Here is a 26,980-nt window from a genome sequence, read left to right on the forward strand (position 1 = left end):
GCCGCAATCGACGGGAGGACGCCATGACCGACAAGACGCTGCCTGCAGGTCTGCGGCCCGAGACGCTGGCCGTGCGCACGGCCATCGCGCGCAGCCAGTACGGCGAGAACTCCGAGGCGCTGTACCTCACGACCGGCTTCGTGCAGCCCGATTCGGCCACCTCGGCCGAGCGCTTCGCGACCGGCGAGGGCTACACCTACGCGCGCACCTCCAACCCCACCGTCACCAGCTTCGAGCAGCGGCTGGCGGCGCTGGAGGGCACAGAGGCGGCCATCGGCGCGGCCAGCGGCATGGGCGCGATCCTGATGATGATCATGGGCCTGCTCAAGGCGGGTGACCATGTGATCCTGTCGCGCTCCATGTTCGGCTCCACGCTGAACCTGTTCGCCAAGGAGTTCGGCAAGTTCGGTGTGGAAACCACCTTCGTCTCGCAGACCGATGTGGACGAGTGGTGTGCCGCCGTGAAGCCGAACACCAAGCTGCTGTTCGCCGAAACGCCGACCAATCCGCTCACCGAGGTGTGCGACATCGCCGCGCTGGCCGAGATCGCGCATGGCGCCGGCGCGCTGCTGGCGGTGGACAACGCCTTCGCCACGCCCATCCTGCAGCGGCCCACCGAGCTGGGCGCCGACATCGTCATGCATTCGGGCACCAAGTACCTGGACGGCCAGGGCCGCGTGATGGCCGGCGCGCTGTGCGCCAGCCGCCAGCTCGTCACCGAGAAGTTCGCGCCCGTGGTGCGCACGGCGGGCATGGTGCTGTCGCCCTTCAACGCCTGGGTGGTGCTCAAGGGCATCGAAACGCTGGGCGTGCGCGTGAAGGCGCAGTGCGAGAACGCGCTGTCCCTGGCGCGCTGGCTGGAGGCGCAGCCGCAGGTGGCGCGCGTGTACTACCCGGGCCTGCCCTCGCATCCGCAGCACGCGCTGGCGATGCGCCAGCAAAACGGGCTGGGCGGCGGCGTGCTGTCCTTCCAGCTGGCCGGCGACACGCCCGAGTCGGCGCGCGCGAAAGCCTTCCACGTGATCGACAGCTGCCGCCTGCTGTCCATCGCCACCAACCTCGGCGATACCAAGACCATCATCAGCCATCCGGCTTCCACCTCGCACGGGCGCCTGTCCGAGGAGCAGCGCCAGGCGGCCGGCATCACGCAGGGCACGATCCGCGTGGCCGTGGGCCTGGAGCACATCGAGGACGTCCAGGACGACCTGCTGCGCGGCTTGCGCACGCTGGCCGCATGAGCCCCCAAGAAAGAACAATGAGCAAGACCCGCACCCGCTTCGCCCCGTCGCCCACCGGCTTCATCCACCTGGGCAACATCCGCTCGGCCCTGTATCCGTGGGCCTTCGCCCGCGCCACGGGCGGCGACTTCATCCTGCGCATCGAGGACACCGACCTCGAGCGTTCCACGCAGGCCGCGGTGGACGTGATCCTCGAAGGCATGGCCTGGCTGGGCCTGGACCATGACGAAGGCCCGTTCTACCAGATGCAGCGCATGGACCGCTACAAGGCGGTGCTGGCCGAGATGCAGGCGCAGGGCCTGGTCTATCCGTGCTACATGAGCGTGGCCGAACTCGATGCGCTGCGCGAGCGCCAGATGGTCCACAAGGAAAAGCCGCGCTATGACGGCACCTGGCGGCCCGAGCCTGGCAAGGTCCTGCCACCCGTGCCCGAGGGCGTGCAGCCCGTGCTGCGCTTCAAGAACCCGCAGGGCGGCGTGGTGGCCTGGGACGACAAGGTCAAGGGCCGCATCGAGATCCGCAACGACGAACTCGACGACCTCGTCATTGCGCGCCCCGACGGCACGCCCACGTACAACTTCTGCGTCGTGGTGGACGACATCGACATGGCGATCACGCACGTGATCCGCGGCGACGACCACGTCAACAACACGCCGCGCCAGATCAACATCTTCCAGGCCCTGGGCAAGGAACCGCCGGTGTACGCGCACCTGCCGACCGTGCTCAACGAGCAGGGCGAGAAGATGAGCAAGCGCAACGGCGCCAAGCCCGTCACGCAGTACCGCGACGAAGGCTTCCTGCCCGATGCGATGGTCAACTACCTTGCGCGCCTGGGCTGGAGCCATGGCGACGACGAGATCTTCTCGCGGGCGCAGTTCCTCGAATGGTTCGACCTCGACCACCTGGGCCGCAGCGCCGCGCAGTTCGACGAAGCCAAGCTGCGCTGGGTCAATGCCCAGCACCTGAAAGCCATGGCGGACGACCAACTGGCGCCGCTGGTGGCCGAGCAACTGGCCAAGCAAGGCATCACGGCCGACGAGCGCCTGCCGGCCATCTGCGCGCTGTTCAAGGACCGTTGCGACACCACGGTGGCGCTCGCCGGCTGGGCGTGCGCCTTCTATGCCGACGTGCAGATCCAGGAGGCGGACCGCGCCCAACACCTGACCGAGGCCGTGAAGCCAGCCATCGCCACGCTGGCCGCCAAGCTGACTGAGGTGAGCTGGGAGAAGGCCGCCATCGCGCTCGCCATCAAGGAAGCGCTCGCGGCCCATGGCCTGAAGATGCCGCAGCTGGCCATGCCGGTGCGCGTGCTGGTGATGGGCACGCCGCAGACTCCATCGCTCGATGCGGTGCTCGCCCTCTTCGATCGCGAAAAAATTCTGAAAAGATTGCGCGAAGCCTGAAAACCGACATATACTGCGAGGCTCGACAGCAACGAAGTTCTTCGAAAGCAAAGCGAAAGCCGACGCGAAGAAGAACGGCATCTGAAAAGATTTCGTGGGGGTATAGCTCAGCTGGGAGAGCGCTTGCATGGCATGCAAGAGGTCAGCGGTTCGATCCCGCTTACCTCCACCATTCAACCGTTGTCGAGATGAAGAGAAAGCGCCGATCGTGGCGCGGTTCTTAGGTTTTGACCCTATCGTCTAGAGGCCTAGGACATCACCCTTTCACGGTGAGTACCGGGGTTCGAATCCCCGTAGGGTCGCCAAGTCCGTAGCGCTTGGGCTGCCGAAAGGCGCCGAAGCTACCTACCAGGAGTGGTAGTTCAGTTGGTTAGAATACCGGCCTGTCACGCCGGGGGTCGCGGGTTCGAGTCCCGTCCACTCCGCCATCACAAAGCCTTTTCAGGAAATTCTGAAAAGGCTTTTTCTTTCCACAGGAAAGAGAAGAAAGCGCCGATCGTGGCGCGGTTCTTAGGTTTTGACCCTATCGTCTAGAGGCCTAGGACATCACCCTTTCACGGTGAGTACCGGGGTTCGAATCCCCGTAGGGTCGCCAAGTCCGTAGCGCTTGGGTTGCCGAAACGCGCCGAAGCTACCTGCCAGGAGTGGTAGTTCAGTTGGTTAGAATACCGGCCTGTCACGCCGGGGGTCGCGGGTTCGAGTCCCGTCCACTCCGCCATCGTTGATGAAGCCCTTTTGGAGAGATCCGGAAGGGCTTTCTCATTGGGGGCGCGCTTTGCGTTGCCGCCCTCGTGCAGGCGCACACGCGGGGGCGGTGGGCCGCATCGCCCTGCGTTCCCGTGCGCGGGTCTGCCGGGCGAAGCGCTTTCATGTGCTCCAATGCCAGCGGATGGGGAAGACAGCGCGGCATGCCGGATGTGGCGGCTCTTCGCACGCTTGCGTCCCCGGCCCGGAACATTCCATCGAGAGGAGAACCATGTCCGCTGAGCCCTTGACGGTTTCCGAACAGATCGGCCAGTACTACGACGCCGTGCCCTATGCGTCGCATCCCTTTCCGCAGACAGCCATCGAGCACCTGGAAGTGCTGGCGGCGCTGTTCGGGCTGGAGCCGCCGCCGCCGGCCCGCGCCCGCGTGCTGGAGCTGGGCTGCGCGTCAGGGGGCAACCTCATCCCGATGGCGGCTCGCCATCCGCAGTCGCAGATGCTGGGGGTGGACCTGTCATCGGTCCAGATCGGCGCGGGCCAGCAGTTGCTGGCGCATGTGCACGTGCCCAATGCGCAGCTGCGCACGCTGAGCATCACTGACATCGACGCTGACCTGGGCCAGTTCGACTACATCCTGTGCCATGGCGTCTACAGCTGGGTGCCGCCCGACGTGCAGGCGGCCATCCTGCGCGTGTGCAGCCAGAACCTCGCGCCGCAGGGCGTGGCTTACGTGAGCTACAACGTCTACCCCGGCTGGAAGGCGCGCGAGATCGTGCGCGACGCCATGATCCTGCGCGGCGGCCCGCGCGATGCGCCGGACGAAAAACTCTCCTACGCGCGCGGCATGCTGGAATTCCTGGACCAGTCGGCGCGCCCGGACAGCGTGCTCAAGAAGACGCTGGAGGAGACCCTGCCCATCGTGCGCCGCTCCCACACCTCCTACCTGCTGCACGAGTTCCTGGAGCCCTGCAACGCGCCGTGCTACTTCAAGGAATTCGTCGCGCGCGCGGGCGAGCAGGGGCTGGCCTACCTGTGCGATGCCGAGCCTTCCACCATGTTCGTGCAGAACTATGGCGAGAAAGTGCGCGAGCCGCTGCTGCGCGAATGCGGCGGCAGCCAGATCATGATGGAGCAGTACCTGGACTTCCTGGTCAACCGCACCTTCCGTCAGAGCCTGCTCGTGCACCAGGCGCGCCAGGGCGAAATCCGTTATCGCCTGGACCGCGACCGGCTGCGCCAGCTGCATTACGCGGGCGTCTTCGCCACGCGCGATGGCTCACCGATCACGATCGACGCGCGCGAGCAGAGCTGCACGGCCCTGCGCAACCATACGCTGACCCTGCGCCTGCCCGTGCACAAGGCCGTGGCGCTCGAACTGGAGCGGCGCTATCCCGCCACGATGGAGGTCGGCGCCCTGGTGGCCGCGGTGTCGGCCCGCGTGGGCGAGCCGCAGGCGGCGGTCGAGGGCGTGGTGCTGGGCATGCTGGAAGAAATGCTGATCCTGGGCGCCGTGCGCGTGCGGCGGCAGCCGCTGGTGGTCGCCACCGAGGTCTCGGCCGCGCCGCTGGCTTCGCACCTGGCGCGCCAGGCACCCGGCGTCGACGTGGCGGCCGGCCCTGACGCGGCCGTGTGCAACCAGTGGCACGAACTGGTCGCGCTGACGGCGCTGGAGCGCGCGCTGCTGCCTCGGCTGGACGGCGCCCATGACCATGCCCAGCTGCTGGACCATGTGCTGGCCGAGGTGCGCGCCGGGCGGCTGCGCTTTTTCAAGGATCAGCAGCCTCTGACCGACGACGCGGCCGTGCAAGCCATCGCGCGCGAACAGGTCGGCGTGGCCCTGCAGCAACTGCGCCGCAAGGGCCTGCTGATCGCCTGAAACGCCGGCCAGGCAGGTGGGGAAGGACACGACACATCCGATGCAGCTGCAGGAACTGCTCTACAGCCAGGGCTTCGGCACCCGGCGCGTCTGCGCGGGCCTGGTCCAGCAAGGCTGGGTGACGGTGGACGGGTTGTCCACGCGCGACGCCACCCTCGAGGTGGAAGCTGTCGAAGGCCTGCCTTTCGAAGTGCAGGGCCAGCCCTGGCGCTACCATGCCCTGGCCTACGTGATGCTGCACAAGCCGGCCGGCACCGAGTGCTCGCACAAGCCCTCGGCCTGGCCCAGCATCTACACCTTGCTGCCGGCGCCGCTGCGCCAGCGCCCCGCGCGCACGGCCCTGTCGGGCGTGCAGGCCATCGGCCGGCTCGACCAGGACACCACCGGGCTGCTCCTGCTCTCGGACGATGGCCAGTTCATCCATCGCATGGCCTCGCCGAAGCACCATGTGCCCAAGGTCTACGAGGTTCAAACCAAGCATCCGATCAGCGACGAGCAGATCCGCAAGCTCTGCGCGGGCGTGGTGCTGGACGACGACCCGGCCCCCGTGCGTGCCGCGCAGGCCGAGCGCGTGGCCGAGCAGCACTTGCGCCTCACGATCACCGAGGGCAAATACCACCAGGTCAAGCGCATGGTCGCGGCCGTCGGCAACCGGGTGGAGGGGCTGCATCGCTCGCGCATCGGCGATCTGGCCCTGCCCGAGGACCTGGCGCCCGGCCAATGGCGCTGGCTCAGCGTGGCGGAAGTGGAGGGCCTGCGCCGGCGCCCGCGCTGAGCTGCAGAAGAACGTCGGCGCGGCGGCGGCGCCACACGGCGGGCACGGGTGTGGCGTTGCGTCAGCCGGGAAAGGTGCAGGTCCGTTAAGCTGCGACCGCTGTTCAGGAAGCACGTCTTGTTCCCCCTCTCTCTTTCACGCTCCGGCCGCGCTGCGGCCTCCTTCCAGGCCCTCGTGGCCGCCGGCACGCTGGCCCTGGGGCTGGCCGCGGCCGTTCCCGCGCCGGCCCGGGCGCAGGCGCCGGGCGCACCGGCGGCGGCCGCAGCCGCAGCACCGCCGGTCTTCGTGCTCAATTCGCTCGACGCCACGGTCAGCCTGATCGACCCGCAGACCTGGACCGAGCGCCAGCGCGTGCCCGTGGGCAAGGAGCCGCACCACATCTACCTCACGCCCGACGAGAAGTCGGTGATCGTGGCCAACTCGGCCGGCGATTCGCTGAGCTTCTTCGACCCGCGCACGGGCGCCCTGCAGCGCACGGTGACGGGCATCATCGACCCGTACCACCTGCGCTTCTCGCCCGACATGAAATGGTTCGTGACGGCTGCGAACCGGCTGAACCACGTCGACATCTACCGCTGGAACGGAAAGGACCTGCAACTGGCCCAGCGCATCGCCACCGGCAAGACGCCCAGCCACATCTGGATCGACAGCCGCAGCACCGTGGCCTACGTGACCATGCAGGACAGCGATGAGCTGGTCGCGGTCGACCTGGCCACGCAGCGCATCCGCTGGCGCGTGGCCACGGGCCCGATGCCGGCCGACATCTTCGGCCTCGCGGGCGACAAGACCCTGCTGGTCGGCCTGACCGGCAGCGACGCGGTGCAGGTCTTCGACGTGTCGGGCGCTGAGCCGCGCGCGACCGGCCGCATCACCACCGGCAAGGGCGCCCACGCCTTCCGCTCGGCCGGCGACGGCAAGTCGGTGTTCCTGAGCAACCGCGCGGCCAACACCATCAGCCGCATCGACCTGGCCAGCCTGACGGTGACGGCCAACTATCCGGTGCCCGGCGGCCCCGACTGCATGGATGTGTCGGCCGACGGCAAGACGCTGTACGTGACCTCGCGCTGGGCGCGCAAGCTCAGCGTGGTGGACCTGGCCAGCGGCAAGCTCAGCCGCAGCGTGCCCGTGGGACGCTCGCCGCACGGGGTGTGGACGCTGGACCATGCGAAGCGCTGAGCATCGCAGCCGCCCCAGGGCCGGTGCGCTGGCCGCCGCCGCACTCGCGGGCGCGGCCGGCCTGGTGTCGGCGCAGACCATCGCGCCGCCGCCCGCCAGCTGCGACAAACCGCTGTACCTGACCTTCGACACCGGCCACATGGGCGTCGCCCCGCTGGTGGCCGAGGTGCTGCAACGCCAGCAGGTGCGGGTGACCTTCTTCGCCGCCGATGAAAAGACGCAGACCGGCGGCGACAGCCTGGACAACCAGTGGGCGCCGTGGTGGAAGGCGAGGGCGGCCGAAGGCCACGCCTTCGCCTCGCACACCCACAGCCATGCCTACTGGCTGGCGGACGAACGCACGGTGGAGCCGCGCTTTCGCATCCGGCCCTCCGCGGGGGCCTTCGCCGGCCGCACCTTCACCTGGACGGCGGCGCAGTACTGCGAGAGCATCCAGCAGGCCGCCGACCGGCTGGCGCATGTCACGGGCGTCAAGCCGCTGCCGCTGTGGCGCGCCCCGGGCGGCAAGACCTCGCCCAAGCTGGAACAGGCAGCCCAGGCCTGCGGCTACCGGCACGTGGGCTGGTCGCCGGCGGGTTTCCTGGGCGACGAACTGCCGAGCGAGAAGTACCCCAACGACAAGCTGCTCGCGCAGGCGCTGCAGCGCATCCGCCCGGGCGACGTGCTGCTCGCGCACCTGGGCATCTGGTCGCGCAAGGACCCGTGGGCGCCGGCCGTGCTGGAGCCGCTGATCGTGGGCCTGAAGGCCCAGGGTTTTTGCTTCCGCACGCTGCGCGACCATCCCGATTACCGGGCCTGGATCGCCGCGCATCCTTGAGCTTCTGAGTAGGCACCCGATCCATGTTCGACCGCCTGGCAGACGCTTTCGGCTGGCTGCAGCAGACCCTGTTCGAGTCGGTGGTGCAGCCGCTGGTGTACGCCCTCGGGCTGGGCGGCTGGGCGGAGGACGCCTTCGATGGCACCGGCTGGCTGCTGGTGGGCCTGCTGCAGATCGCCGTGATGCTGGCCGTGATCGGGCCGCTGCAGCGCTGGCGGCCCGTGGAGCCGGTGCGGGACCGGCAGGCCATCCGCACCGACATCCTCTACACGCTGATCCACCGGCTGGGCTTGTTCCGGCTGGGGCTTTTCCTGCTGGTCGACCCGCTCTTCGACGCGCTGCTGGGCGCGCTGCGCAGCGCTGGCTGGGGCACGCTGCACCTGGACCAGCTGTGGCCCGGCGTAACCGACATCGCCTGGGTGTCGCTGCTGATGTACCTCGTCGTGCTGGACTTCGTGGAGTACCTGATCCACCGCGGCCAGCACCGCTGGCAATGGTGGTGGAGCCTGCATGCGCTGCACCATTCGCAGCGGCAGATGACCATGTGGAGCGACAACCGCAACCACCTGCTCGACGACCTGCTGCATGACGCGATCATCGTGCTGGTGGCGCAGCTGATCGGCGTGGCGCCGGGGCAATTCATCGCCGTGGTGGCGCTCACGCAGCTGTCGGAAAGCCTGCAGCACGCCAACCTGCGCCTTGGCTTCGGCCGCTGGGGCGAGCGCCTGTGGGTGAGCCCGGCCTTCCATCGCACGCACCATGCGATCGGCCTCGGGCATGAGCGCGCGGTGACGCCGGCGCCGGCCGGCGCCAGCGTGCCGGCCGGCGCCGGCCCTGCGCCCGCCGCGGCGCGCCTGGGCGGCTGCAATTTCGGCGTGCTGCTGCCCTGGTGGGACCAGCTCTTTGGCAGCGCCGACTTCAGCGGCCGCTACCCCGACACCGGCATCCGCGACCAGGTGGAACCCGACGCCCAGGGCCGCGTGCGCGATTACGGCCGCGGCTTCTGGGGCCAGCAATGGCTGGGCCTGTGCCGCCTCGTCGGCCGACGCTGAGGCGCGGCGCCCGCGCGCGGCGCGTGGCCTGCGGCCGGGGGGCGGTATGCTCGCGCGGCCATGAAACTCTTTCTCGATGCCTTCTGGCGTGCGGCGGCCTATTGCCTGATGCCCCGCGTGATCGTGCTGTCGCTGCTGCCGCTGGTGCTGATGGTGGCGCTGGGCCTGGGGCTGGGCTATTTCTACTGGGACGCGGCCGTGGCCTGGACGCACGAGGCGCTCAACGCCTGGCCGCTGCTGGCCGGCCTGTGGAGCTGGCTGCAGGGCCTGTTCTCGGCCGACGTGCGCGACATGCTGGCGCCGCTGGTGGTGGTGCTGGCGCTCACGCCCGGGATCGTGCTGCTGTCGCTGGTCGTGGTGGCGGCCTTCATGTCGCCCGCGCTCACGCGGCTGGTGGCTTCGCGCCGCTTCGCCAGCCTGGAGCTCAAGCACGGCGCTTCCTTCGTCTTCAGCGTGGCGCGCTCGCTGGGCCTCACGCTGCTGGCCGTGCTGGCGCTGCTCGTGTCGATGCCGCTGTGGCTCATTCCGCCGCTGGTGCTGGTGCTGCCGCCGCTGATCTGGGGCTGGCTCACCTTCAAGGTCATGGCCTTCGATGCCCTGGCCGAGCATGCCAGCGCCGAGGAGCGCCAGACGCTGATGCGCCAGCACCGCGTGCCGCTGCTGGCCATCGGCGTGCTGTGCGGCTACCTGGGGGCGGCGCCCAGCATCGTCTGGGCCTCGGGCCTGCTGTTCGCGGCCGCCTTTTTCGTGCTGGTACCGCTGGCAATCTGGATCTACACCGTCGTCTTCGCCTTCTCGGCCCTGTGGTTCGCCCACTATGCCCTCGACGCGCTGGCGCAGCTGCGCACCGCGCGCGTGGCCGAGCGTCTGGGCGGCATGCCGCCGCCCGCAGGGCCAGAAGTTCCGCCGCCCGGGCCGCCGCCCGCCGCCATCGGCTCCGCGCTGCCGGACGGCGCCCTTCCTCCTTCCGCACCTCCCGCGTCTACCTCTGCATGAACTTCGGCCTCATCATCGTCGGCGACGAGATCCTCTCGGGCAAGCGCGCCGACAAGCACCTGCCCCGCTTCATCGAGATGCTGGCCGCGCGCGGGCTGGCGCTGGCCTGGGCCGAATACGTGGGCGACGATCCGGCACGCATCACGGCGACCTTGCAGCGCGCCTTTGCCGGGGGCGAGGTGGTTTTCAGCACCGGCGGCATCGGCGCCACGCCCGACGACCACACGCGCCAATGCGCCGCCGCGGCCCTGGGCCGGCCGCTGGCGCTGCACCCCGAGGCCGCCCGCCTGATCCGCGAGCGCATGCAAGACGTGGCGCGCGAGGAAGGCCGCCCCTACGAGCCCGAGCGCGCCGACAACCGGCACCGGCTGAACATGGGCGTGTTCCCCGAGGGCGCCACCCTGATTCCGAATCCGTACAACAAGATCCCCGGCTTCAGCGTCGGCGACGTCCATTTCCTGCCGGGCTTTCCCGTCATGGCCTGGCCGATGGCCGAATGGGTGCTCGACACCCGCTATGCGCACCTGGCCCGGCCCGTGGTGACGCAGGAGCGCTCCGTGATCGTTTTCGGTGCGATGGAGGCCGCGCTCACGCCCCTCATGGAGGCGGTGGAGGCGGCCCATCCGGGCGTCAAGGTCTTCAGCCTGCCCAGCGTCGACCACCCCGTGCATGGCCGCCACATCGAGCTCGGCGTCAAGGGCGAGCCCTCGCGGCTGGAGGCCGCCTATGCGCAGCTCAAGACGGGACTGCACGAATATGGTGCATCCATTGGCCCTGAATTGGTGCGATAACTCTTTGCGCACCTTCTTGGTGATACTGCGCGGGGCCGGTGCCTCGTGGATACTGCGTCCGCCACGCCGACGGGCGCCCGCCCCGGTGGCACAGAAACTGCATTCCCTGTCGCGCATTCTGCTTAACCCACTCATCCAAACCAGGAGATCCTGATGGCCAAGACCGTCGCCGATGTGCTGAAACTCGTCAAGGAAAACGAGGTCAAGTTCGTCGACTTCCGATTCACCGACACCCGCGGCAAGGAACAGCACGTCACGGTGCCGGTCTCGCATTTCGACGAGGACAAGTTCCAGTCGGGCCATGCTTTCGACGGTTCGTCCATCGCCGGCTGGAAGGGCATCGAGGCTTCGGACATGCTCCTGATGCCCGATCCGAACACGGCCGTCATCGATCCCTTCTTCGAAGAAACGACGCTGAACCTGACCTGCGACGTGCTGGAGCCGGCCGACGGCAAGCCCTACGACCGCGACCCCCGCTCCATCGCCAAGAAGGCCGAGGCCTACCTGAAGTCCTCGGGCCTGGGCGACACCGCGTTCTTCGGCCCCGAGCCCGAATTCTTCATCTTCGACGACGTGCGCTGGCAAGCCGACATGTCGGGCAGCTTCGTGAAGATCGACGTCGATGAAGCGCCCTGGAACACCGGCAAGAAGTACGAAAGCGGCAACTCGGGCCATCGCCCGACCGTCAAGGGCGGCTACTTCCCGGTGCCGCCGGTCGACAGCTCGCAGGACATCCGCGCCGAGATCTCGCTGGTGCTGGAATCCCTGGGCATCCCGGTCGAGGTGTTCCACCACGAAGTGGCCGGCGCCGGCCAGAACGAGATCGGCACCAAGTTCAGCACGCTGGTCGAGCGCGCCGACTGGACGCAGAAGCTCAAGTACGTGATCTGGAACGTCTGCCACGCCTACGGCAAGACGGCCACCTTCATGCCCAAGCCGCTGCAAGGCGACAACGGCTCCGGCATGCACGTGCACCAGTCGATCTGGAAGGACGGCAAGAACCTGTTCGCCGGCGACGGCTATGCGGGCCTGTCGGACACGGCCCTGTACTACATCGGCGGCATCATCAAGCACGCCCGTGCCCTGAACGCCATCACCAACCCCGGCACCAACAGCTACAAGCGCCTGGTGCCCGGCTTCGAAGCCCCGGTGAAGCTGGCCTACTCGGCCAAGAACCGCTCGGCCTCGATCCGCATCCCCTTCGTGAGCAACCCGAAGGCGCGCCGCATCGAGGCCCGCTTCCCCGATCCGCTGGCCAACCCGTACCTGTGCTTCTCGGCCCTGCTGATGGCCGGCCTGGACGGCATCGAGAACAAGATCCACCCGGGCGAAGCCGCCACCAAGGACCTGTACCACCTGCCGCCGGAAGAAGACGCGCTGGTGCCCACCGTGTGCCACAGCCTGGACCAGGCGCTCGAGTACCTGGACAAGGGCCGCGGCTTCCTGACCAAGGGCGGCGTGTTCACCGATGCCTTCATCGATGCCTACATCGAGCTGAAGATGCAGGAAGTGACGCGCTTCCGCATGGCGCCGCACCCGGTCGAGTTCGACATGTACTACTCGCTGTAAAGCGAGCGCGGGCTTCTGCGCAGGCCCGCTGATGCACAAAAAGGACGGCCTGCCGTCCTTTTTGTTTTTGGCGGGCGCCCTGTTCTTCAGCCGGTCGTCGAAGTGCAAGAAAATGCAAGTCCTCCTTCACAGGCCAGGAACATGAAAATCCCGACCCTCATCGCTTTGCTCGCCGCCTCCATGCTGGCGGGCGGGGCCGCCCAGGCGCAGGAGCGCGTCTGGCGCTGCGGCAACGAATACACCAACAACGCGGCCGATGCGCAGCGCCGCAACTGCAAGCTCATGGAAGGCGGCAACGTCACCGTGGTGCAGGGCGCGAGTGCGGCGGCCCGGCCGGCCGCCGCATCTGCCGGCGCTGGCGGGAGCGCCACGGCCGCGCGCGCGCCGGCCGGCAGCCCGCGTGTGGAAAGCGCCGAGCAGCGCCAGCGCGATTCCGACGCGCGTGCCGTGCTCGAAGCCGAACTGCAGAAGGCCCAGGCGCGCCAGGCCGAACTGCAGCGCGAATACAACAACGGCGAGCCCGAGAAGCAGGGCAGCGAAGCCAAGAACTACCAGAAGTACCTGGACCGCGTGGCCGAGATGAAGGCGCAGATCGCGCGCAATGAGAGCGACATCGCGGGGCTGCAGCGCGAGCTTTCGCGCCTGCCGGCACGCTGAAATGAAACACCTCCCAGGCCGCTTCGCGGCTCCCCCCTCTCTCGCCTTCGGCGGGAGGGGGGCGCACCCAGAGGCCTGGCAGAGCCAGTTCCTCGGGTTCCCTGCGGACGACGTTGCGCTGGTCGAGTTGAAACCCCGGTTTCATGTCCTGCAGGTGGCGCGCCGCGCCGCCGCAAACTGAGATGGCCTTCGGCAAAGGCCTGGCGTCTGCGCGGCGCTTCCAGTCCTTCGACCTGCTGGCCACGCTGGTGGCCGTGATCCGCGACGACGGCACGCTGATCTTCGCGAATTCCGCCCTCGAGGACGCGCTGGGCCATTCGCGCCGCACGCTCACCGGCACGCGCTTCGCGGCCTGTTTCGTGGATGCGGCCGTGCTGCTGAACGCGATCGAGGGCGCGCGCAGCAACGACTTCGCGACGCTGCGCTATGAGGCTTTCCTGCGGCGCAGCAGCAGCGCCGAGCCGTTGCCCGTGCAGGTGACGCTGGCCCAGACCGACAAGCGTGGCGAGCTGGTGCTGGAGATGACGCCGCAGGAGCAGCAGGCCCGCCTGGACCGCGAGGAGCGCCTGCTGGACCAGGCCCAGGCCAACAAGGAGCTGATCCGCAACCTGGCGCACGAGATCAAGAACCCGCTGGGCGGCATCCGCGGCGCGGCGCAGCTGCTGCAGATGGAGGTCGAGTCGCGCGACCTCGTCGAGTACACGCAGGTCATCATCCACGAGGCCGACCGGCTGCAGACGCTGGTCGACCGGCTGCTGGCGCCGCACCGCCGTCCGCACGTGGTGGGCGACGTGAACATCCACGAAGTGTGCGAGCGCGTGCGCGCGGTGCTGATGGCCGAGTTCCCCCACGGGCTGGAGATCGAGCGCGACTTCGACCCGTCGATTCCCGAGTTCCGCGGCGATCGCGAGCAGTTGATCCAGGCCACGCTGAACATCGCGCACAACGCGGCGCTGGCCCTGGCCGAGCGCCGCGCCGAGGGCGACGCGAGGATCACCTTCCGCACGCGCGTGGTCCGCCATGTGATCCTGAACAAGCAGTGGTGGCGACTGGCATTGGAATTGCATGTCATCGACAACGGACCGGGGGTGCCCGAGGCCATCAAGGACCGTCTTTTCTACCCGCTGGTGTCGGGGCGCGAAGGCGGAACGGGCCTGGGGCTCACACTGGCGCAGACTTTCGTACAGCAGCACCATGGGGTGATCGAGTGCGACAGCGTGCCGGGCCGGACCGATTTCAAGATCACATTGCCGCTGCCGTAGCACGAGGAACACAAGGACCCGCATGAAGCCGATCTGGATAGTGGATGACGACCAATCGATACGCTTCGTGCTCGAGAAGGCGCTGCTGCGCGAAGACCTGCCCACGCGCAGCTTCACCAACACGCGCGAGGTGCTCGCGGCGCTGGAAGCGGCCAACGACGACGAGATGCTCGGCCCGCAGGTGCTGGTGTCCGACATCCGCATGCCGGGCGGTTCGGGCCTGGACCTGCTGGACAAGATCAAGGCCAAGCACCCCGGCCTGCCGGTCATCATCATGACCGCCTTCTCCGACCTGGACAGCGCCGTCTCGGCCTTCCAGGGCGGCGCCTTCGAGTACCTGCCCAAGCCCTTCGACCTGCCGCGCGCGGTCGAGCTCATCCGCCGCGCGGTCGACGAGAGCCAGCGCGAGGAGGTGTCGGAAGAGCGCATGCAGGCCGCGCCCGAGATGCTCGGCCAGGCGCCGGCCATGCAGGACGTGTTCCGCGCCATCGGCCGGCTCTCGCAGAGCAACGTCACCGTGCTGATCACGGGCGAATCGGGCTCGGGCAAGGAACTGGTTGCGCGTGCGCTGCACAAGCACTCGCCGCGCGCCAACGGGCCCTTCGTGGCGATCAACACCGCGGCCATCCCCAAGGACCTGCTGGAGAGCGAGCTGTTCGGCCATGAGCGCGGCGCCTTCACCGGCGCGCAGACCATGCGCCGCGGGCGCTTCGAGCAGGCCGAGGGCGGCACGCTCTTCCTCGACGAAATCGGCGACATGCCCTTCGACCTGCAGACGCGGCTGCTGCGCGTGCTCTCCGACGGGCACTTCTACCGCGTGGGCGGGCACAACGCCGTGAAGGCGAACGTGCGCGTGATCGCCGCCACGCACCAGGACCTGGAGCAGCGCGTCAAGCAGGGCGTGTTCCGCGAGGACCTGTTCCACCGTCTCAACGTGATCCGGCTGCGCCTGCCCGCGCTGCGCGAGCGCAAGGAGGACGTGCCCTCGCTGGCGCGCCACTTCCTGCAGCAGAGCGCCAAGCAACTGGGCGTGGAGCCCAAGCGCATCTCCGAATCCGCGCTGGCGCGCCTGTCGGCCTTCAGCTTCCCCGGCAATGTGCGCCAGCTGGAGAACATCTGCCATTGGCTCACCGTGATGGCGCCGGCCCAGCTCATCGAAGCCAAGGACCTGCCGCCCGAAGTGCTCGACGGTGAAGGCGCGGCCGCTGCGGCGCCCGCGCCCGCGGCCAGCGCCGCCCCGGCCGCCATGGCGGCCCCGGGGACCTTGCCGGCCACCGAGCATGCGCCCGAGGGCGCCGCGGGCGTGCCGTTCGCACAGGCCGTGGCGAGGTCCGCCGTGGAGGGGGCCGTGGCCGCCGCGCCGCCGGGCGGCGGCTGGGAGCAGGGCCTGCAGGCCGAAGCGCAGGCGCTGCTGATGGCCGGCCGCACCGACGTGTGGGACGTGCTCACGCAGCGCGTGGAATCGCAGCTGATCCGCACGGCGCTCGGCTTCACGCGCGGCCGTCGCATCGAGGCCGCGCAGAAGCTGGGGATCGGGCGCAACACCATCACGCGCAAGATTTCCGAGCTCGGTCTGGACGACGCATGAGCACGCGAGGCCGGACGGAAAAAAGGGCGCCCGAGGGCGCCCTTTTTCATGACCGAAGCCGGATCAGCGGCTGCGCTGGCCTTCGGTGAGCGTGTCCAGCTGGAAGCGGCCGCTCTTGTCCCACAGCCAGGTGTCGACGTAGGTGTGCGGCCCCACCTTGCCGGGCGCCGGGAAGGGCGAGGCGGCGCGGATCATCTGGGCGATCTGCGGCGGTACCTCGGGCGCATGGCTGGGCGTGCGGCTGTAGGTCACCTGGGTCACGTTGCCCTGCGCGTCGATGTCCGTCTCCACGACCACCACGGCGTACACCAGGGGCGGGATCTTGCCCTTGTAGATTTTCTTGGCGTAGATCTTGTAGAGGTGCTGCGCGCCCTGCTTGCGCCAGGCCCGCACCGCCGGTGTCTGCGCCGTGATGAGCCGCACCGTGGGAATGTCCGGCGTGCCGGGCGTGCCCGGGGCGGCCGCCGGGTCGCCCGGGCCCTCGGCACCGCCGGGCGCATCCGGCTTCGGCAGCAGCGTGCAGCCGGCCAGCGCCGCGATGGCCGCGAGCGCGCAGAAACGGGAGAAGCGGCGCGCGGGCGGCAGGCGGCTGTGCAGGGGCATGTCGTTGCTCTTCATCGGGCAGGGGCGGCCTGGGCGGGCGAGGGCGTGCGCGTCAGAGTCAGCGTCAGAGCGCCAGATCGACCACCACCGGCGCATGGTCGCTGGGCTTTTCCCACTTGCGCGGCACGCGGTCGATGGTGCAGCTGCGCGCGGCCGGCACCAGCGCGTGGCTCAGCAGGATGTGGTCGATCCGAAGGCCGCGGTTCTTCTGGTAGCCCAGCATGCGGTAGTCCCACCACGAATAGCTCTTCTCGGGCTGGTCGAAGAGGCGGAAGCCGTCGACCAGGCCGAGGTCCAGCAGCGCGCGGAAGTGCTGGCGCTCCTCGCTCGTGTGGTGGATGGTCTCGCGCAGGCCTTCGGGATCGTAGCTGTCGCGGTCCTCGGGCGCGATGTTGAAGTCGCCCAGCAGCACCACGCGCTCGTGCGCGGCCAGTTCCGCGCGCATCATCTGCTGCAGGCCGTCGAGCCAGCGCATCTTGTAGGCGAACTTCTCGCTGCCCGGCTCCTGCCCGTTCACGAAGTAGCCGTTGACCACGCGCAGCGCGCCGCTCGGCGTGTCCAGCGTGGCCGCGATGACGCGCGAATGCGCATCCTCGAAGCCCGTGATGTTGCGCACCACGTCGCGCACCGGCGCCAGGCTCAGGATCGCGACGCCGTTGTAGGTCTTCTGCCCGAACACGGCGGCGTGGTAGCCGGCCGACTGGAGCACCTCGAGCGGGAACTTGTCGTCGCTCATCTTCAGCTCCTGCAGGCACAGCACGTCCACGGGGTTGGCGATCAGCCAGTCCAGCACGTGCTGCAGGCGGGCGGTGAGGGAGTTGACGTTCCAGGTGGCGATGCGCATGGGGCGGGTCTTGCTGTGGGATCGGAAACGAAGGAGGCTGCGGCGCAGGGCACCGCGCGAAGCGCCGATCTTCGCAGCAAGCGCGCCCCGGTGGCATGCCGCTGGCTCCCGGGCCGGCCCGCAGGTTCAGCCGGGCCCTTCGGGCCGGTCCGCCGCGGCAGGTGCGGGCGCATGCGCGCGGTGCCAGTCCGCCAGCGAAAAGTCCGGGAAGGCGGCATGGCGCTCGTCGCCCGGCCGGCCTTCCACGCGCACCCACGGTGCCTTGGAATCCAGCATCACATGCACGTTCGCCGGCGGCTCGGGCAGGGGCGTGTCGATGGCCCCGGCATGCGGATGGACCAGGTCGGGCCAGCGCGGGTCCCACATCCACAGGGCCGTGCCGCAATGGCTGCAGAAATGCCGCTGGCCGGGGCTGACCTCGGCCTGGCCGTCCGTGTCCAGCGTGGCGCGGTAGACGCGCACATACCGCCGTCCCTTCACCTGCAGCGTGCGGTGGTCGGCGCCCAGGTTGATGGCGTAGCCGCCCGTGCCCGCGGTCTTGCGGCAGATCGAGCAGTAGCAGCGCATGAAGGGCAGGGGCTCCGTGGACTCGACGGAGAAGCGGACGCGGCCACAGTGGCAGGAGCCTTCCAGATGCATGGGCGCGAGCATCATGGCCGCAGGCGGGCCGCCGCGCGCGCCGTTCCCGGCATCGGATGTCGGCGCTCGACTACATGCCCGGGCGCGGCGGCGCCGGCGGCGTTGTGGCATGCAGGCTCGAATGGTAGAAACTGAGAATGACTCTCAACTACAATGTGGCCGACGCCTTGGCCGCGGCGCCTTCCCGGCGCTGCGGCGGGCCCTTCTCTTCGCGCTTGGCTCATTCCTCCATGAAAAAACTGGCCTTGGCTGCTGCCTGTGCGGCGCTTTCCGTTTCCTCGGTGTGCGCGCCGTGGCTGCTAGCTGCGCCCGCTGCGGCGCAAGGCGCTGCGGTGGCTGCGGCCGTCACGCCCGAGCAGGTGGTCCGGCATTACGCGGCGCTGGTGCAGGCCGGCTATGACGACACGCTGGCCGGCGCCCTGGAACTGCAGGCTGCCGTCCGCGCCTTCACGGCATCGCCCTCGCAGGCCGGGCTGCAGGCGGCGCGCCAGGCCTGGCTTGCGGCACGCGAGTCCTACGGCCAGACGGAGGCCTTCCGCTTCTATGGCGGCCCGATCGACGATGACAACGGCCCCGAGGGCCGCCTCAACGCCTGGCCGATGGACGAGTCCTACGTCGACTCCGTGAAGGGTGACGAGAAGGCGGGCCTCATCAACGACCGCCAGGTCGCCATCACCAAGAAGAACCTGTCGGCGCTCAACGAGCGCGACGGCGAGGAGAACATCGCCACCGGCTGGCATGCGATCGAGTTCATGCTCTGGGGCCAGGACCTGAGCGAGACCGGCCCGGGCAACCGCAGCTTCGAGGATTTCGTCGACGGCAAGCGTGCCAATGCGGACCGCCGCCGCCAGTACCTGCAAGTGGTGACCGAACTGCTGGTCGACGACCTGCGGTCGCTCACCAGGGCGTGGGCGCCCCCGGCAGCGAAGCAGAAGGCCAACTACCGCGCGAAATTCGAGCGCGCGGGCACCGAATCGCTGCGCAGGATCTTCGTCGGCCTGGGCTCGCTGTCGCGCGGCGAACTGGCCGGCGAGCGGCTCGAGGTGGCGCTGGCCAGCCAGGACCAGGAAGACGAGCACTCCTGCTTTTCCGACAACACGCACCGCGATGCCGTGACCAACGCGAAGGGCATCCAGAACGTGTGGACCGGCCGGTACGTGCGCCGCGACGGCCGCGTGCTCCAGGGGCCGGCGCTGCGCGACCTGGTGGCGGCGAAGAACGCCGCGCTGGCCGAGCGCACGAGCGCGCAGATCGCCGCCTCCGTGGCCGCGGCCGAGGCCATCCAGGCGCCCTTCGACCGCGAGATCATCGGCGGCGCCGACGCCCCGGGCCGCCAGCGTGTGCAAAGGACCATCGACAGCCTCACGCAGCAGAGCAAGGACCTGGTGGAGGCCGCGGGCGCCATCGGCATCACGCGGCTGACGCTGGTCAACCCCGAATAACTCTTCGCGTCTTGTTCATGTTCCGCGCAGCCCAGGCCCGGGCCGGGCTGGCAGCCGCCGCCGTGCTGGCGCTGCTGGCCGCCATGCCGCACGCCACCGCCACTGGCACCACCGCCGAGATCGACGACACCCGGGTCGGCGGTGCGACCACCGTGCATGCCACGGGCCGCAACGCCTTCTCCTTCCCGGCCGCCAACCTGAGCGACGCGGAGCGCACGCGCTTCGTGATCGGCAATTCCTTCTTCCGCCGCAACTGGGTGCAGGCGCCGGCCTCCACCCAGGCGCGCGACGGGCTGGGGCCGCATTTCATCGCACGCTCCTGCGGCGGCTGCCACGTGCAGGACGGGCGCGGCGCGCCGCCGGACTTCAGCAAGGGCCTGTCGGACCCTCCCGTTGCGCTGCTGATGCGCCTGTCGGTGCCCGGCGCCGGCCTCCACGGCGGGCCGAAGCCCGATCCGGTCTATGGCGACCAGTTCCAGAACTTCGCGGTGCGCCAGGTGCAGCCCGAAGGCGAGATCGACATCCGCCATCAGACCGTGCGCGGCGCCTTCGCCGACGGCACCCCCTACGAGCTGCTCCAGCCCATCTACCGCCTGCGCAAGCTCAACTACGGCCCCACGGCGCCGGGCCTCATGATCAGCCCGCGCATCGCGCCGCAGGTCATCGGCATGGGGCTGCTGGAGCTGATTCCGGAGTCCGAGATCCTGCGCAACGCGCAGGTCCAGGCCGCCACGCTGGGCCCGGTCAAGGGCCAGGTCAACCGCGTGTGGGACCAGCCCTCGCAGCAGATGAGGATCGGCCGCTTTGGCTGGAAGGCCAACGTGGCCACCATCGCGCACCAGACGGCGGCCGCCTTCCAGGGCGACATCGGCATCACCTCGCGCCTGTTCCCCGATCAGCCCTGTTCGGCCAGGCAGAAGGACTGCCTGGCCGCACCTGCCGGCCATGACGGCCAGGGCGTGGAGATCGACGACGAGACGCTGTCGCAGGTCACCTTCTACCAGGCCACGCTGGCGCCGCCCGCGCGGCGCGGTGCGCGCGACGCGCAGGTGCTGCAGGGCCAGAAGCTCTTCGCGCAGGCGCAGTGCGCGGCCTGCCACCGGCCTTCGTACACCACGGCCGACACGCTCTTTCCGCCGCTCACCGAACGCGTGACCAGCCCGGCGCTGCTGAAGCAGACCATCCACCCCTACACCGACCTGCTGCTGCACGACATGGGCGAAGGCCTGGCCGATGGCCGTCCGGACTTCGAGGCCAGCGGCCGCCAGTGGCGCACGCCGCCGCTGTGGGGCATCGGCCTGATCGAGGACGTGAACGGCCACCAGCGCCTGCTGCACGACGGGCGCGCACGCGGCGTGATGGAGGCCATCCTCTGGCACGACGGCGAGGCGCGCGAAAGCCGCGAGGCGGTGCGGCGCATGTCGGCCGACGAGCGCGCCGCGCTCGTGCGCTTCATCAACTCCCTTTGAGCGAGGAGGCGCCCATGACGCTGTCCCATTCCTGTCTCCGCGGCCTTGCCGCGTGTGGCGCCGCACTGTTGGCCAGCGTGGCCCTGGCGCAGCCCGCCGAGCCGCCGGTTCCGCAAGCCAGCACCGTCGAGATGCTGTCGCGCGCCTACGGCCAGCAGTTCGCGCCGCGCGCGGCCGCGTTCTCGCAGGAGGCGACGCGCCTGGTCGGCGCCGTCGATGCGCTGTGCAATGGTGCGCCGGCTGAAGCGGCCACCGGCCTGTCGACGGCGCAGGACCAATGGCGCAGCACCGCCACCGCCTGGGATCGGCTCACCGGCGTGGCCGTGGGGCCGGTGGTCAAGCGGCGCGCGCTGACGGCGCTGGACTTCAACCCCACGCGGCCCGCGACCATCGAGCGCGCGATCCAGAGCGCGCCCCACGGCCCCGAGCAGATGGAGCGCATCGGCACGCCGGCCAAGGGCATTCCGGCGCTGGAATGGCTGCTGTGGAGCGCGAAGCCCGCGCCCCAGACGCCGGCCTGCCGCTACACGCAGCAGGTGGCGCAGGAACTCGCGCGCGAGGCCGGCACCCTCGCTGCAGGCTTCGAGGCCCAGGCGCGCACCGACTGGGCGAACGCGCATCGCGCCACCTTCCTGGCACTGCAGGAGCTGGTCAACCAGTGGCTGGGCGGCGTGGAGCGCCTGCGCTGGGCGCAGATCGACAAGCCGCTGAAGGCGGCCGAGACGGCGACGCAGAAGAAGGCGCCGGCCTTCACGCGGGCGCTCAGCGGCCAGACGGGCGCCAGCTGGGCCGCGCAATGGGAGGCCCACCGCAGCCTGGGCGAACCCGTGGGTGCTGCGCTGCAGGCCCGCGGCCAGGGCGAGCTGGCGGCGAAGCTGCAAGGCGTGCTGGCGCGCACCGATCAGGCCCTGGCCACCGCGCGGCCCGATCAGCCCGCCACGCTCGCGCCGGCCGTGGACGCGCTGGGGGCGCTGAAGAAGCTCATCGAGGCCGAGATCGCGCCCGCGCTAGACGTGACCATCGGCTTCTCGGACGGCGACGGGGACTGATGTGATGCGCAGCCCGACTTCGAGCACGCGCCGGCACTGGCTGGCGCAGGTTGCTGCGCTGGGCTTGGGTGCGGCCGCGGGTTCAGCGCTCGCCCGCACGCACGAAGCTGCGCCCCTGCGCTTTGCTGCCGCGTGGGAGGCCGATGCAGACGGCTACCAAGTCGGTGTGCTGCAGCAGCAGGCGGGCCAACTGGCCATCCAGTCGGCGCTCAGCGTGCCGACGCGCGCGCACGGCGTGTGGGTGGAAGCGGGGCAGGGCAGCGGTGGCACGTTGCTCGCGGCGGCCCGCCGCCCCGGCGACTGGCTGGTGCGCATGCGCATCGCCGACGGCCAGGCCCTGGCCTGGCACTGGATGGAGGGTGGGCGCGCCTTCAACGGCCATGTGATCGCCAGCGCGGACGGCCAGCGCCTGTACACGACCGAGACCGACCTGGAAAACGCTGAGGGCCTGATCGGCGTGCGCGATGCCGCCACGCTCGAGAAGATCGACGAATGGCGCACGCAGGGCATGGACCCGCATGAGCTGCTGCTCGATGCCGACGGCACGTTGCTGGTGGCCAACGGCGGCATTCCCACCTGGCCCGAAACCGGCCGCGTGAAGGTCGACCTGCACCGCATGGACGCCTCTCTGGTGCGGCTGGACACGCGCGACGGCCGCGTGCGCGGCCAGTGGCGCGTGGCCGACCAGCGCCTGAGCCTGCGCCATCTCGCCTGGGGCCAGGACGAGCGCGGTGCGCGCGTGCTGGGCATCGCGCTGCAGGCCGAGCACGACGACGCGGCGGCACGCGCCGCCGCACCGCTGTTCGCGCGCTTCGACGGCCGCGCGTTGCAGGTCTTCGGCGGCGCGCAGCCATTGGCCGGCTATGCGGGTGACATCGGCTTCGCGGCCGGCCGCTTCGCGCTGAGCTGCCCGCGCGCGCAGGGCGTGGCGCTGTGGCGCTCCGATGGCCGCTGGGCCGGCTTCGTGCCGCTGGCCGAGGCCTGCGCGCTGGCGCCCGATCCGCAGGCCGCCCGGCTGTGGGCAGGCGGCGCCGGCTCCGCGCAGGCGCTGGACGGTCGCACCGACGCCGCCGCCCCGGCGCTGCGCGTGCCGGGCCTGCGCCTGGATAACCACTGGGCGCTGCTGCGTGCCTGAGTGCATAGGCACGCCCTGCCCAAGCGCCCCTTCCGCTCGTCTTCCTCTCACGGAGCCCTTCCATGTCCACCCTGAGCAGCCGCAGCATCCGCACCTGGGCCTGGGTCCACAAATGGAGCAGCCTGGTCTGCACCGTCTTCATGCTGCTGCTGTGCCTCACGGGGCTGCCACTGATCTTCCACCACGAGATCGGCCACCTGCTGGGCACGGAAGTGGAGGCGCCGAAGATGCCGGCCGATACGCCGCGCGTGAGCCTGGACCGCGTGCTGGAAGTGGCGCGCGCGCAGCATCCCGACCGCGTGGTGCAGTTCGCCTCTCAAGGCGAGGACGACGAGAACCTGTGGTTCGTCACGCTCACGCCCACGCCGGCGCCTACGGACGATTTCCGCTCCGTGGCCGTGGACGCGCGCACGGGCGCCGTGCTGGCCACGCCGCGCTTCGACCAGGGCTTCATGTGGATCATGTTCAAGCTGCACGTGGACCTGTTCGCCGGCCTGCCGGGCAAGCTCTTCCTGGGCCTGATGGGTCTGTTGCTGCTGGTCGCCCTCGTGAGCGGCGCGGTGCTCTACGCGCCCTTCATGCGCAAACTCGATTTCGCCACCGTGCGGCGCGACCGGCGCCCGCGCCTGAAGTGGCTGGACCTGCACAACCTGCTGGGCATCGTCACGCTGGTGTGGTTCTTCGTGGTCGGCGCCACGGGCATGATCAACACCTGGGCCGACCTGCTCATCAAGTACTGGCAGCATGACCAGCTCAGCGCGCTGCTCGCGCCCTACCAGGGCCAGCCCACCGTGCCGGTGGCCGAGCGCGCGTTGGTGCAGCAGTCGATGGAGGCGGCGCGCGCGCACGCGCCCGACACGAAGCTGTCCTTCATCGCCTTCCCGGGCACGGCCTTTTCCAGCCCGCACCACCACACCTTCTTCCTCAAGGGCAATACGCCCTTGACCTCGCGGCTGCTGCAGCCCGTGCTGGTGGATGCGAAGACGGCCCAGGTCACGGCGGCGCCGCGGCTGCCCTGGTACCTGACGGCGCTGCTGGTGTCGCAGCCGCTGCACTTCGGCGACTACGGCGGCCTGCCCATGCAGATCCTGTGGGCCGTGCTCGACATCGCGACCCTCGTCGTGCTGGGCAGCGGGCTGTACCTGTGGCTCAAGAAGGGCCAGCCGGTGCACGCGCACCGGCCGCGGCCCGCCGGGCCGCTGCCTGCGGGCGCGCCCGCGCAAGGACATGCGGCGCGGGTCGGCCGGCGCGAAAAGGCAGAGCCGGCCGCGGCAGCGCAATCTGCGCGCGCGAGCGCCTCGTGAGTGCGAGCGGCAGAAGGCCGGCCGAGGTAGCGGCCGCGCGCAGCGCCTTCTGGCGCCTGTGGGGCTGGCCCCTGGCCCTGGGCCTGCTCACCGCCGTCGGCCTGGTGTCGGCCCTGTTCAGCGACGGGGGCGTGGGCGACTGGCTGGCCTGGCTGGCGCTGGGCCTTCCCGCCGCGGGCTGCGTCTGGTGGGGGTGGCTGCACCGACGGGACTGAATGCCGGCCCTGCGCCGGCCACCGCGTTGGGGCGGCGGGCCGCTTCGCGCCCGCTCAGAAGGTGTGAATGAATCCGGCGTGGCCGAGCAGGCCGCGAAAACGCGACCGATCAAGGCGCAAAGCGCAGCCATAGCTCGGGCTATGGCGAGCATTTGCAACGCAGAGCGGGTGTGTTTTGGCGGAATGAGCGGGCATGTCGGGTTCGTTCACACCTTCTCAGGCGCCGGCCATGTCCTTCGGGGCCGAGGCCGCCTGCCTGCGCTGCCGCGCCAGATGGCGATAGATCGTGCTGCGATGAATGCCCAACTGCTGCGCCGTGCGGGCGATGTCCTGGCCGCACGCCTGCAGCGTCTGTTCGATGGCCTGATGCGTGGCTTCGCGCAGCGATCGTGGCGCCACCGGGAGCGCGGTATCGGCGGAGGCGGCCGGTCCTTCGGCCGGCGGCGCGGGGCGCAGTGCCGTCAGCATCTCCGGGCCGATTTCCTGCCCCGGCTCGGCCAGCGCGATCAGCGATTTCAAGGTGCTGCGCAGCTCGCGCACGTTGCCGGGCCAGTCGTGGGCGACCAACCGTTCCAGCGCGGGGCCGGTCAATTCCAGCTGGCGCTGCTCACCGCCCAGCTCGTCGAACAGCCGCGCGATCAGCGCGCGCCGGTCGCTTCGCTCCCGCAGGGCCGGCATGCGCGCGGTGAAGCCGGCCAGGCGGTACATCAGGTCGGCGCGGAAGCGCCCGGCCTGCACGAGGGCCGGCAGGTCCTGGTGCGTGGCGCAGACCAGGTCGAAGTTCACGGGCACGGGCCGCCCCCCGCCCAGCGGCACCACCACACGCTCTTCCAGCACGCGCAGCAGGCGGCTTTGCAGGCCCAGCGGCATTTCGCCGATCTCGTCCAGGAAGAGAATGCCGCCGTCGGCTTCGCGGATGCGGCCCGGGCTGCCGCGCTTGCGCGCCCCCGTGAAGGCGCCTTCCTCGTAGCCGAAGAGCTCGGCCTCGATCAGCGATTCGGGCAGCGAGGCGCAGTCCAACGCCACGCAAGGGCCGTCGCGGCGGCGGCTTGCCGCATGCAGGCGGCGCGCGAACACGTCCTTGCCGCTGCCGGTTTCGCCGGTCACGAGCACGGGCACGCCCTGGTCCAGCACGCGCACGGCCTGGGCAAGCAGCGGCGCCACCGCGTCGGTGGCCGGGGTGGGGCGGGCCGGCGTGGGGGCCCGGTCACCGCGCACGGCGCTGACGGCACTGACGGCACTCAGCGGCGCTGACAGCCGCTCCACCACGCTCGCCACCTGCCGGCCGTCGGGCAGCGTCAGCAGCCCGCGCTGGTGTTCCAGCCGGCCCCAGTGGCGGCCCAGCAGGCTGTGCACATCGCGGTCCAGCAGCCCGTCCCACACCGTGCCGAAGAGGTCCAGCGCGCAGCGGTTGGCGCCGACGATGCGCCCGTCGGTGATGACCAGCACGCCCTCGCGCGCCGTGCCGATGAGGCCGCTGCGCGCGTGGAAGCGCAGCAGATGGCCCTGTGCGCCGGCCAGCAGCATGCGGTGCTCCACCTGCTGGGCGGCCATGCGCACCAGGCCCAGCGCATGCGGGTTCACGCGCACGGTTTCGCCGGAAATGTCGAGCACGCCGGCCACCGCGCCGCGGCTGTCGAGGATGGGCGCGGCCGCGCAGCCGATGCTGGCGTTCTGCGCCAGGTAGTGCTCGCCGCCCAGCACCATGATCGCCTCGCGCTCCACCAGCGCGGTGCCGATGGCGTTGGTGCCGCGCAGATCCTCGGACCAGTCCACGCCAGGCCGCAGCGCCACCTGTTCCGCCTTGGGCAGGAAGTCGGCGCTGCCCACTTCCTGCAGGATCAGGCCGCTGGCATCGGTCAGGATCACCACGCAGCCTTCGCGCGTGGCGTGTTCGGCCAGGCCGTCCAGTTCGGGCTGCGCGCAGGCCAGCAGGCGCATGGCCTGCTCGCGGCGCTCGTCCAGCTCGCCCAGCGTGAGCGGGGCCAGCTCGCTGTGCTGCCAGGGCAGGTGCCGGCAGCGCTGCCAGGACCGCGCGATGGGCTCGGCGATGCCGGGCGCCGGGTCCAGGCCCTGCCGGAAGAAGCGCTCGCGCGCGGATGCCACGCTCAGCGCACGGTGGGCAGCGTTGGTCATGGAGATGTCTCCGGACATGTCATGGGCGGCGGGCGGATCGGGCCCCCAGGCGCGCCGCGGGGCGCGCTGGTGCGTATGTCCGGATGCTAGCCAGCGGCGCCGGCTGCAGCATGTCGCAGTTTGCGAATGTTGCTGGCGATTTCCCGGAGGCGCCGCCCACCCGCGACCGGATCGGGCCCAACCCGGAGCCTGTCGCGCGCTGCAACAGCGTGTCGCGCGATGCACGGCGCGGCTGTCGC

At 70.0% G+C, this 26,980-nt stretch carries 23 protein-coding genes and 5 tRNA genes; 24 read left to right on the forward strand and 4 right to left on the reverse strand.

Annotated features, from left to right (window positions below):
• Positions 1-23 precede the first annotated feature (23 nt).
• The 18 genes from LG388_RS17590 (at position 24) to ntrC (ending at position 15,905) form a co-directional block, all read left to right on the forward strand.
• Positions 24-1,238, forward strand: coding sequence for an O-succinylhomoserine sulfhydrylase (locus tag LG388_RS17590; RefSeq protein WP_225784019.1), 1,215 nt, complete (start codon positions 24-26; stop codon positions 1,236-1,238).
• Between the two features lie 17 nt (positions 1,239-1,255).
• Complete coding sequence (gltX, locus tag LG388_RS17595; RefSeq protein WP_225784020.1) at positions 1,256-2,641, forward strand: glutamate--tRNA ligase; 1,386 nt, start codon at positions 1,256-1,258, stop codon at positions 2,639-2,641.
• 96 nt (positions 2,642-2,737) lie between these two features.
• A tRNA-Ala gene (locus LG388_RS17600) sits at positions 2,738-2,813 on the forward strand.
• A gap of 57 nt (positions 2,814-2,870) precedes the next feature.
• Positions 2,871-2,946, forward strand: a tRNA-Glu gene (locus LG388_RS17605).
• A gap of 46 nt (positions 2,947-2,992) precedes the next feature.
• Positions 2,993-3,069 (forward strand) — tRNA-Asp (locus LG388_RS17610).
• Between the two features lie 91 nt (positions 3,070-3,160).
• A tRNA-Glu gene (locus LG388_RS17615) sits at positions 3,161-3,236 on the forward strand.
• A 46-nt stretch (positions 3,237-3,282) separates the two neighbouring features.
• Positions 3,283-3,359: transfer RNA gene (locus LG388_RS17620), tRNA-Asp, on the forward strand.
• Positions 3,360-3,617: 258 nt separating this feature from the next.
• Positions 3,618-5,222: a methyltransferase regulatory domain-containing protein gene (locus tag LG388_RS17625; protein WP_225784021.1), complete on the forward strand. Its 1,605-nt coding sequence runs from the start codon at positions 3,618-3,620 to the stop codon at positions 5,220-5,222.
• A 40-nt stretch (positions 5,223-5,262) separates the two neighbouring features.
• A complete protein-coding gene (locus tag LG388_RS17630; RefSeq protein ID WP_225784022.1) occupies positions 5,263-5,997 on the forward strand; it encodes a 16S rRNA pseudouridine(516) synthase in 735 nt (244 codons plus the stop codon).
• Between the two features lie 201 nt (positions 5,998-6,198).
• A complete protein-coding gene (locus tag LG388_RS17635; RefSeq protein WP_370630210.1) occupies positions 6,199-7,173 on the forward strand; it encodes a YncE family protein in 975 nt (324 codons plus the stop codon).
• Positions 7,160-7,990: a polysaccharide deacetylase family protein gene (locus tag LG388_RS17640; RefSeq protein ID WP_225784023.1), complete on the forward strand. Its 831-nt coding sequence runs from the start codon at positions 7,160-7,162 to the stop codon at positions 7,988-7,990. The genes LG388_RS17635 and LG388_RS17640 overlap by 14 nt, the downstream gene beginning before the upstream one ends.
• 23 nt (positions 7,991-8,013) lie before the next feature.
• Positions 8,014-9,042 carry a sterol desaturase family protein gene (locus LG388_RS17645; RefSeq protein WP_225784024.1) on the forward strand — a complete coding sequence of 343 codons (1,029 nt, stop codon included), beginning with the start codon at positions 8,014-8,016 and terminating at the stop codon, positions 9,040-9,042.
• A 60-nt stretch (positions 9,043-9,102) separates the two neighbouring features.
• Complete coding sequence (locus tag LG388_RS17650) at positions 9,103-10,038, forward strand: EI24 domain-containing protein (RefSeq protein WP_225784025.1); 936 nt, start codon at positions 9,103-9,105, stop codon at positions 10,036-10,038.
• On the forward strand, positions 10,035-10,829 hold the full coding sequence (locus LG388_RS17655) for a molybdopterin-binding protein (protein WP_225784026.1): 795 nt from the start codon (positions 10,035-10,037) through the stop codon (positions 10,827-10,829). The genes LG388_RS17650 and LG388_RS17655 overlap by 4 nt, the downstream gene beginning before the upstream one ends.
• Before the next feature lie 153 nt (positions 10,830-10,982).
• Positions 10,983-12,398, forward strand: coding sequence for a type I glutamate--ammonia ligase (glnA, locus tag LG388_RS17660; RefSeq protein WP_225784027.1), 1,416 nt, complete (start codon positions 10,983-10,985; stop codon positions 12,396-12,398).
• A gap of 141 nt (positions 12,399-12,539) precedes the next feature.
• Entirely contained in the window at positions 12,540-13,055 is a 516-nt protein-coding gene (locus LG388_RS17665) for a hypothetical protein (protein ID WP_225784028.1), read from the forward strand.
• Between the two features lie 182 nt (positions 13,056-13,237).
• On the forward strand, positions 13,238-14,317 hold the full coding sequence (glnL, locus tag LG388_RS17670; protein WP_225784029.1) for a nitrogen regulation protein NR(II): 1,080 nt from the start codon (positions 13,238-13,240) through the stop codon (positions 14,315-14,317).
• 22 nt (positions 14,318-14,339) lie between these two features.
• Complete coding sequence (gene ntrC / locus LG388_RS17675; RefSeq protein WP_225784030.1) at positions 14,340-15,905, forward strand: nitrogen regulation protein NR(I); 1,566 nt, start codon at positions 14,340-14,342, stop codon at positions 15,903-15,905.
• A gap of 63 nt (positions 15,906-15,968) precedes the next feature.
• On the opposite strand, the gene LG388_RS17680 is transcribed toward ntrC, so the two are convergent.
• From LG388_RS17680 to LG388_RS17690, 3 genes are all read right to left on the reverse strand, one after another.
• Positions 15,969-16,508, reverse strand: coding sequence for a hypothetical protein (locus LG388_RS17680; RefSeq protein WP_225784031.1), 540 nt, complete (start codon positions 16,506-16,508; stop codon positions 15,969-15,971).
• 64 nt (positions 16,509-16,572) lie between these two features.
• Positions 16,573-17,352: an exodeoxyribonuclease III gene (xth, locus tag LG388_RS17685; RefSeq protein WP_225784032.1), complete on the reverse strand. Its 780-nt coding sequence runs from the start codon at positions 17,350-17,352 to the stop codon at positions 16,573-16,575.
• A 126-nt stretch (positions 17,353-17,478) separates the two neighbouring features.
• Positions 17,479-17,991 carry a GFA family protein gene (locus tag LG388_RS17690; protein WP_225784033.1) on the reverse strand — a complete coding sequence of 171 codons (513 nt, stop codon included), beginning with the start codon at positions 17,989-17,991 and terminating at the stop codon, positions 17,479-17,481.
• Positions 17,992-18,221: 230 nt separating this feature from the next.
• On the opposite strand from LG388_RS17690, the gene LG388_RS17695 reads away from it, so the two are divergent.
• The 6 genes from LG388_RS17695 (at position 18,222) to LG388_RS17720 (ending at position 24,605) form a co-directional block, all read left to right on the forward strand.
• The gene (locus tag LG388_RS17695) at positions 18,222-19,433 is read left to right on the forward strand and encodes an imelysin family protein (RefSeq protein WP_225784034.1); all 1,212 of its coding nucleotides are present in this window, start codon (positions 18,222-18,224) and stop codon (positions 19,431-19,433) included.
• A gap of 17 nt (positions 19,434-19,450) precedes the next feature.
• The gene (locus LG388_RS17700) at positions 19,451-20,902 is read left to right on the forward strand and encodes a di-heme oxidoredictase family protein (RefSeq protein WP_370630190.1); all 1,452 of its coding nucleotides are present in this window, start codon (positions 19,451-19,453) and stop codon (positions 20,900-20,902) included.
• Positions 20,903-20,916: 14 nt separating this feature from the next.
• Positions 20,917-21,951, forward strand: a complete 1,035-nt coding sequence (locus LG388_RS17705; protein WP_225784035.1) for an imelysin family protein — start codon at positions 20,917-20,919, stop codon at positions 21,949-21,951.
• 4 nt (positions 21,952-21,955) lie between these two features.
• Positions 21,956-23,086, forward strand: a complete 1,131-nt coding sequence (locus LG388_RS17710; protein WP_225784036.1) for a DUF1513 domain-containing protein — start codon at positions 21,956-21,958, stop codon at positions 23,084-23,086.
• A gap of 62 nt (positions 23,087-23,148) precedes the next feature.
• The gene (locus tag LG388_RS17715; RefSeq protein WP_370630191.1) at positions 23,149-24,390 is read left to right on the forward strand and encodes a PepSY-associated TM helix domain-containing protein; all 1,242 of its coding nucleotides are present in this window, start codon (positions 23,149-23,151) and stop codon (positions 24,388-24,390) included.
• Positions 24,387-24,605 carry a hypothetical protein gene (locus LG388_RS17720; protein WP_225784037.1) on the forward strand — a complete coding sequence of 73 codons (219 nt, stop codon included), beginning with the start codon at positions 24,387-24,389 and terminating at the stop codon, positions 24,603-24,605. Before LG388_RS17715 ends, LG388_RS17720 begins: the two co-directional genes overlap by 4 nt.
• Before the next feature lie 216 nt (positions 24,606-24,821).
• Here LG388_RS17720 and LG388_RS17725 read toward each other — a convergent pair whose 3' ends face one another.
• Positions 24,822-26,741 (reverse strand): sigma-54-dependent Fis family transcriptional regulator, encoded by a 1,920-nt coding sequence (locus tag LG388_RS17725; protein ID WP_225784038.1) that lies wholly within the window; start codon positions 26,739-26,741, stop codon positions 24,822-24,824.
• Between the last annotated feature and the right edge of the window lie 239 nt (positions 26,742-26,980).

Origin of the sequence: Xenophilus sp. Marseille-Q4582 (assembly GCF_916700565.1) — a bacterium.
In the GTDB taxonomy this organism is placed as follows: domain Bacteria; phylum Pseudomonadota; class Gammaproteobacteria; order Burkholderiales; family Burkholderiaceae_C; genus Xenophilus.

Bases quoted from the DNA above. Each gene is read 5' to 3' on its own strand.
- LG388_RS17650 (WP_225784025.1), top strand. From the start codon at position 9,103: ATGAAACTCTTTCTCGATGCCTTCTGGCGTGCGGCGGCCTATTGCCTG.
- LG388_RS17705 (WP_225784035.1), top strand. From the start codon at position 20,917: ATGACGCTGTCCCATTCCTGTCTCCGCGGCCTTGCCGCGTGTGGCGCC.
- ntrC (WP_225784030.1), top strand. From the start codon at position 14,340: ATGAAGCCGATCTGGATAGTGGATGACGACCAATCGATACGCTTCGTG.
- LG388_RS17690 (WP_225784033.1), bottom strand. From the start codon at position 17,991: ATGCATCTGGAAGGCTCCTGCCACTGTGGCCGCGTCCGCTTCTCCGTC.
- xth (WP_225784032.1), bottom strand. From the start codon at position 17,352: ATGCGCATCGCCACCTGGAACGTCAACTCCCTCACCGCCCGCCTGCAG.
- LG388_RS17700 (WP_370630190.1), top strand. From the start codon at position 19,451: ATGTTCCGCGCAGCCCAGGCCCGGGCCGGGCTGGCAGCCGCCGCCGTG.
- LG388_RS17645 (WP_225784024.1), top strand. From the start codon at position 8,014: ATGTTCGACCGCCTGGCAGACGCTTTCGGCTGGCTGCAGCAGACCCTG.
- glnL (WP_225784029.1), top strand. From the start codon at position 13,238: ATGGCCTTCGGCAAAGGCCTGGCGTCTGCGCGGCGCTTCCAGTCCTTC.
- LG388_RS17590 (WP_225784019.1), top strand. From the start codon at position 24: ATGACCGACAAGACGCTGCCTGCAGGTCTGCGGCCCGAGACGCTGGCC.
- LG388_RS17655 (WP_225784026.1), top strand. From the start codon at position 10,035: ATGAACTTCGGCCTCATCATCGTCGGCGACGAGATCCTCTCGGGCAAG.
- LG388_RS17625 (WP_225784021.1), top strand. From the start codon at position 3,618: ATGTCCGCTGAGCCCTTGACGGTTTCCGAACAGATCGGCCAGTACTAC.
- LG388_RS17710 (WP_225784036.1), top strand. From the start codon at position 21,956: ATGCGCAGCCCGACTTCGAGCACGCGCCGGCACTGGCTGGCGCAGGTT.
- LG388_RS17630 (WP_225784022.1), top strand. From the start codon at position 5,263: ATGCAGCTGCAGGAACTGCTCTACAGCCAGGGCTTCGGCACCCGGCGC.
- LG388_RS17695 (WP_225784034.1), top strand. From the start codon at position 18,222: ATGAAAAAACTGGCCTTGGCTGCTGCCTGTGCGGCGCTTTCCGTTTCC.
- LG388_RS17680 (WP_225784031.1), bottom strand. From the start codon at position 16,508: ATGCCCCTGCACAGCCGCCTGCCGCCCGCGCGCCGCTTCTCCCGTTTC.
- glnA (WP_225784027.1), top strand. From the start codon at position 10,983: ATGGCCAAGACCGTCGCCGATGTGCTGAAACTCGTCAAGGAAAACGAG.
- LG388_RS17640 (WP_225784023.1), top strand. From the start codon at position 7,160: ATGCGAAGCGCTGAGCATCGCAGCCGCCCCAGGGCCGGTGCGCTGGCC.
- LG388_RS17725 (WP_225784038.1), bottom strand. From the start codon at position 26,741: ATGACCAACGCTGCCCACCGTGCGCTGAGCGTGGCATCCGCGCGCGAG.
- LG388_RS17715 (WP_370630191.1), top strand. From the start codon at position 23,149: ATGTCCACCCTGAGCAGCCGCAGCATCCGCACCTGGGCCTGGGTCCAC.
- gltX (WP_225784020.1), top strand. From the start codon at position 1,256: ATGAGCAAGACCCGCACCCGCTTCGCCCCGTCGCCCACCGGCTTCATC.
- LG388_RS17665 (WP_225784028.1), top strand. From the start codon at position 12,540: ATGAAAATCCCGACCCTCATCGCTTTGCTCGCCGCCTCCATGCTGGCG.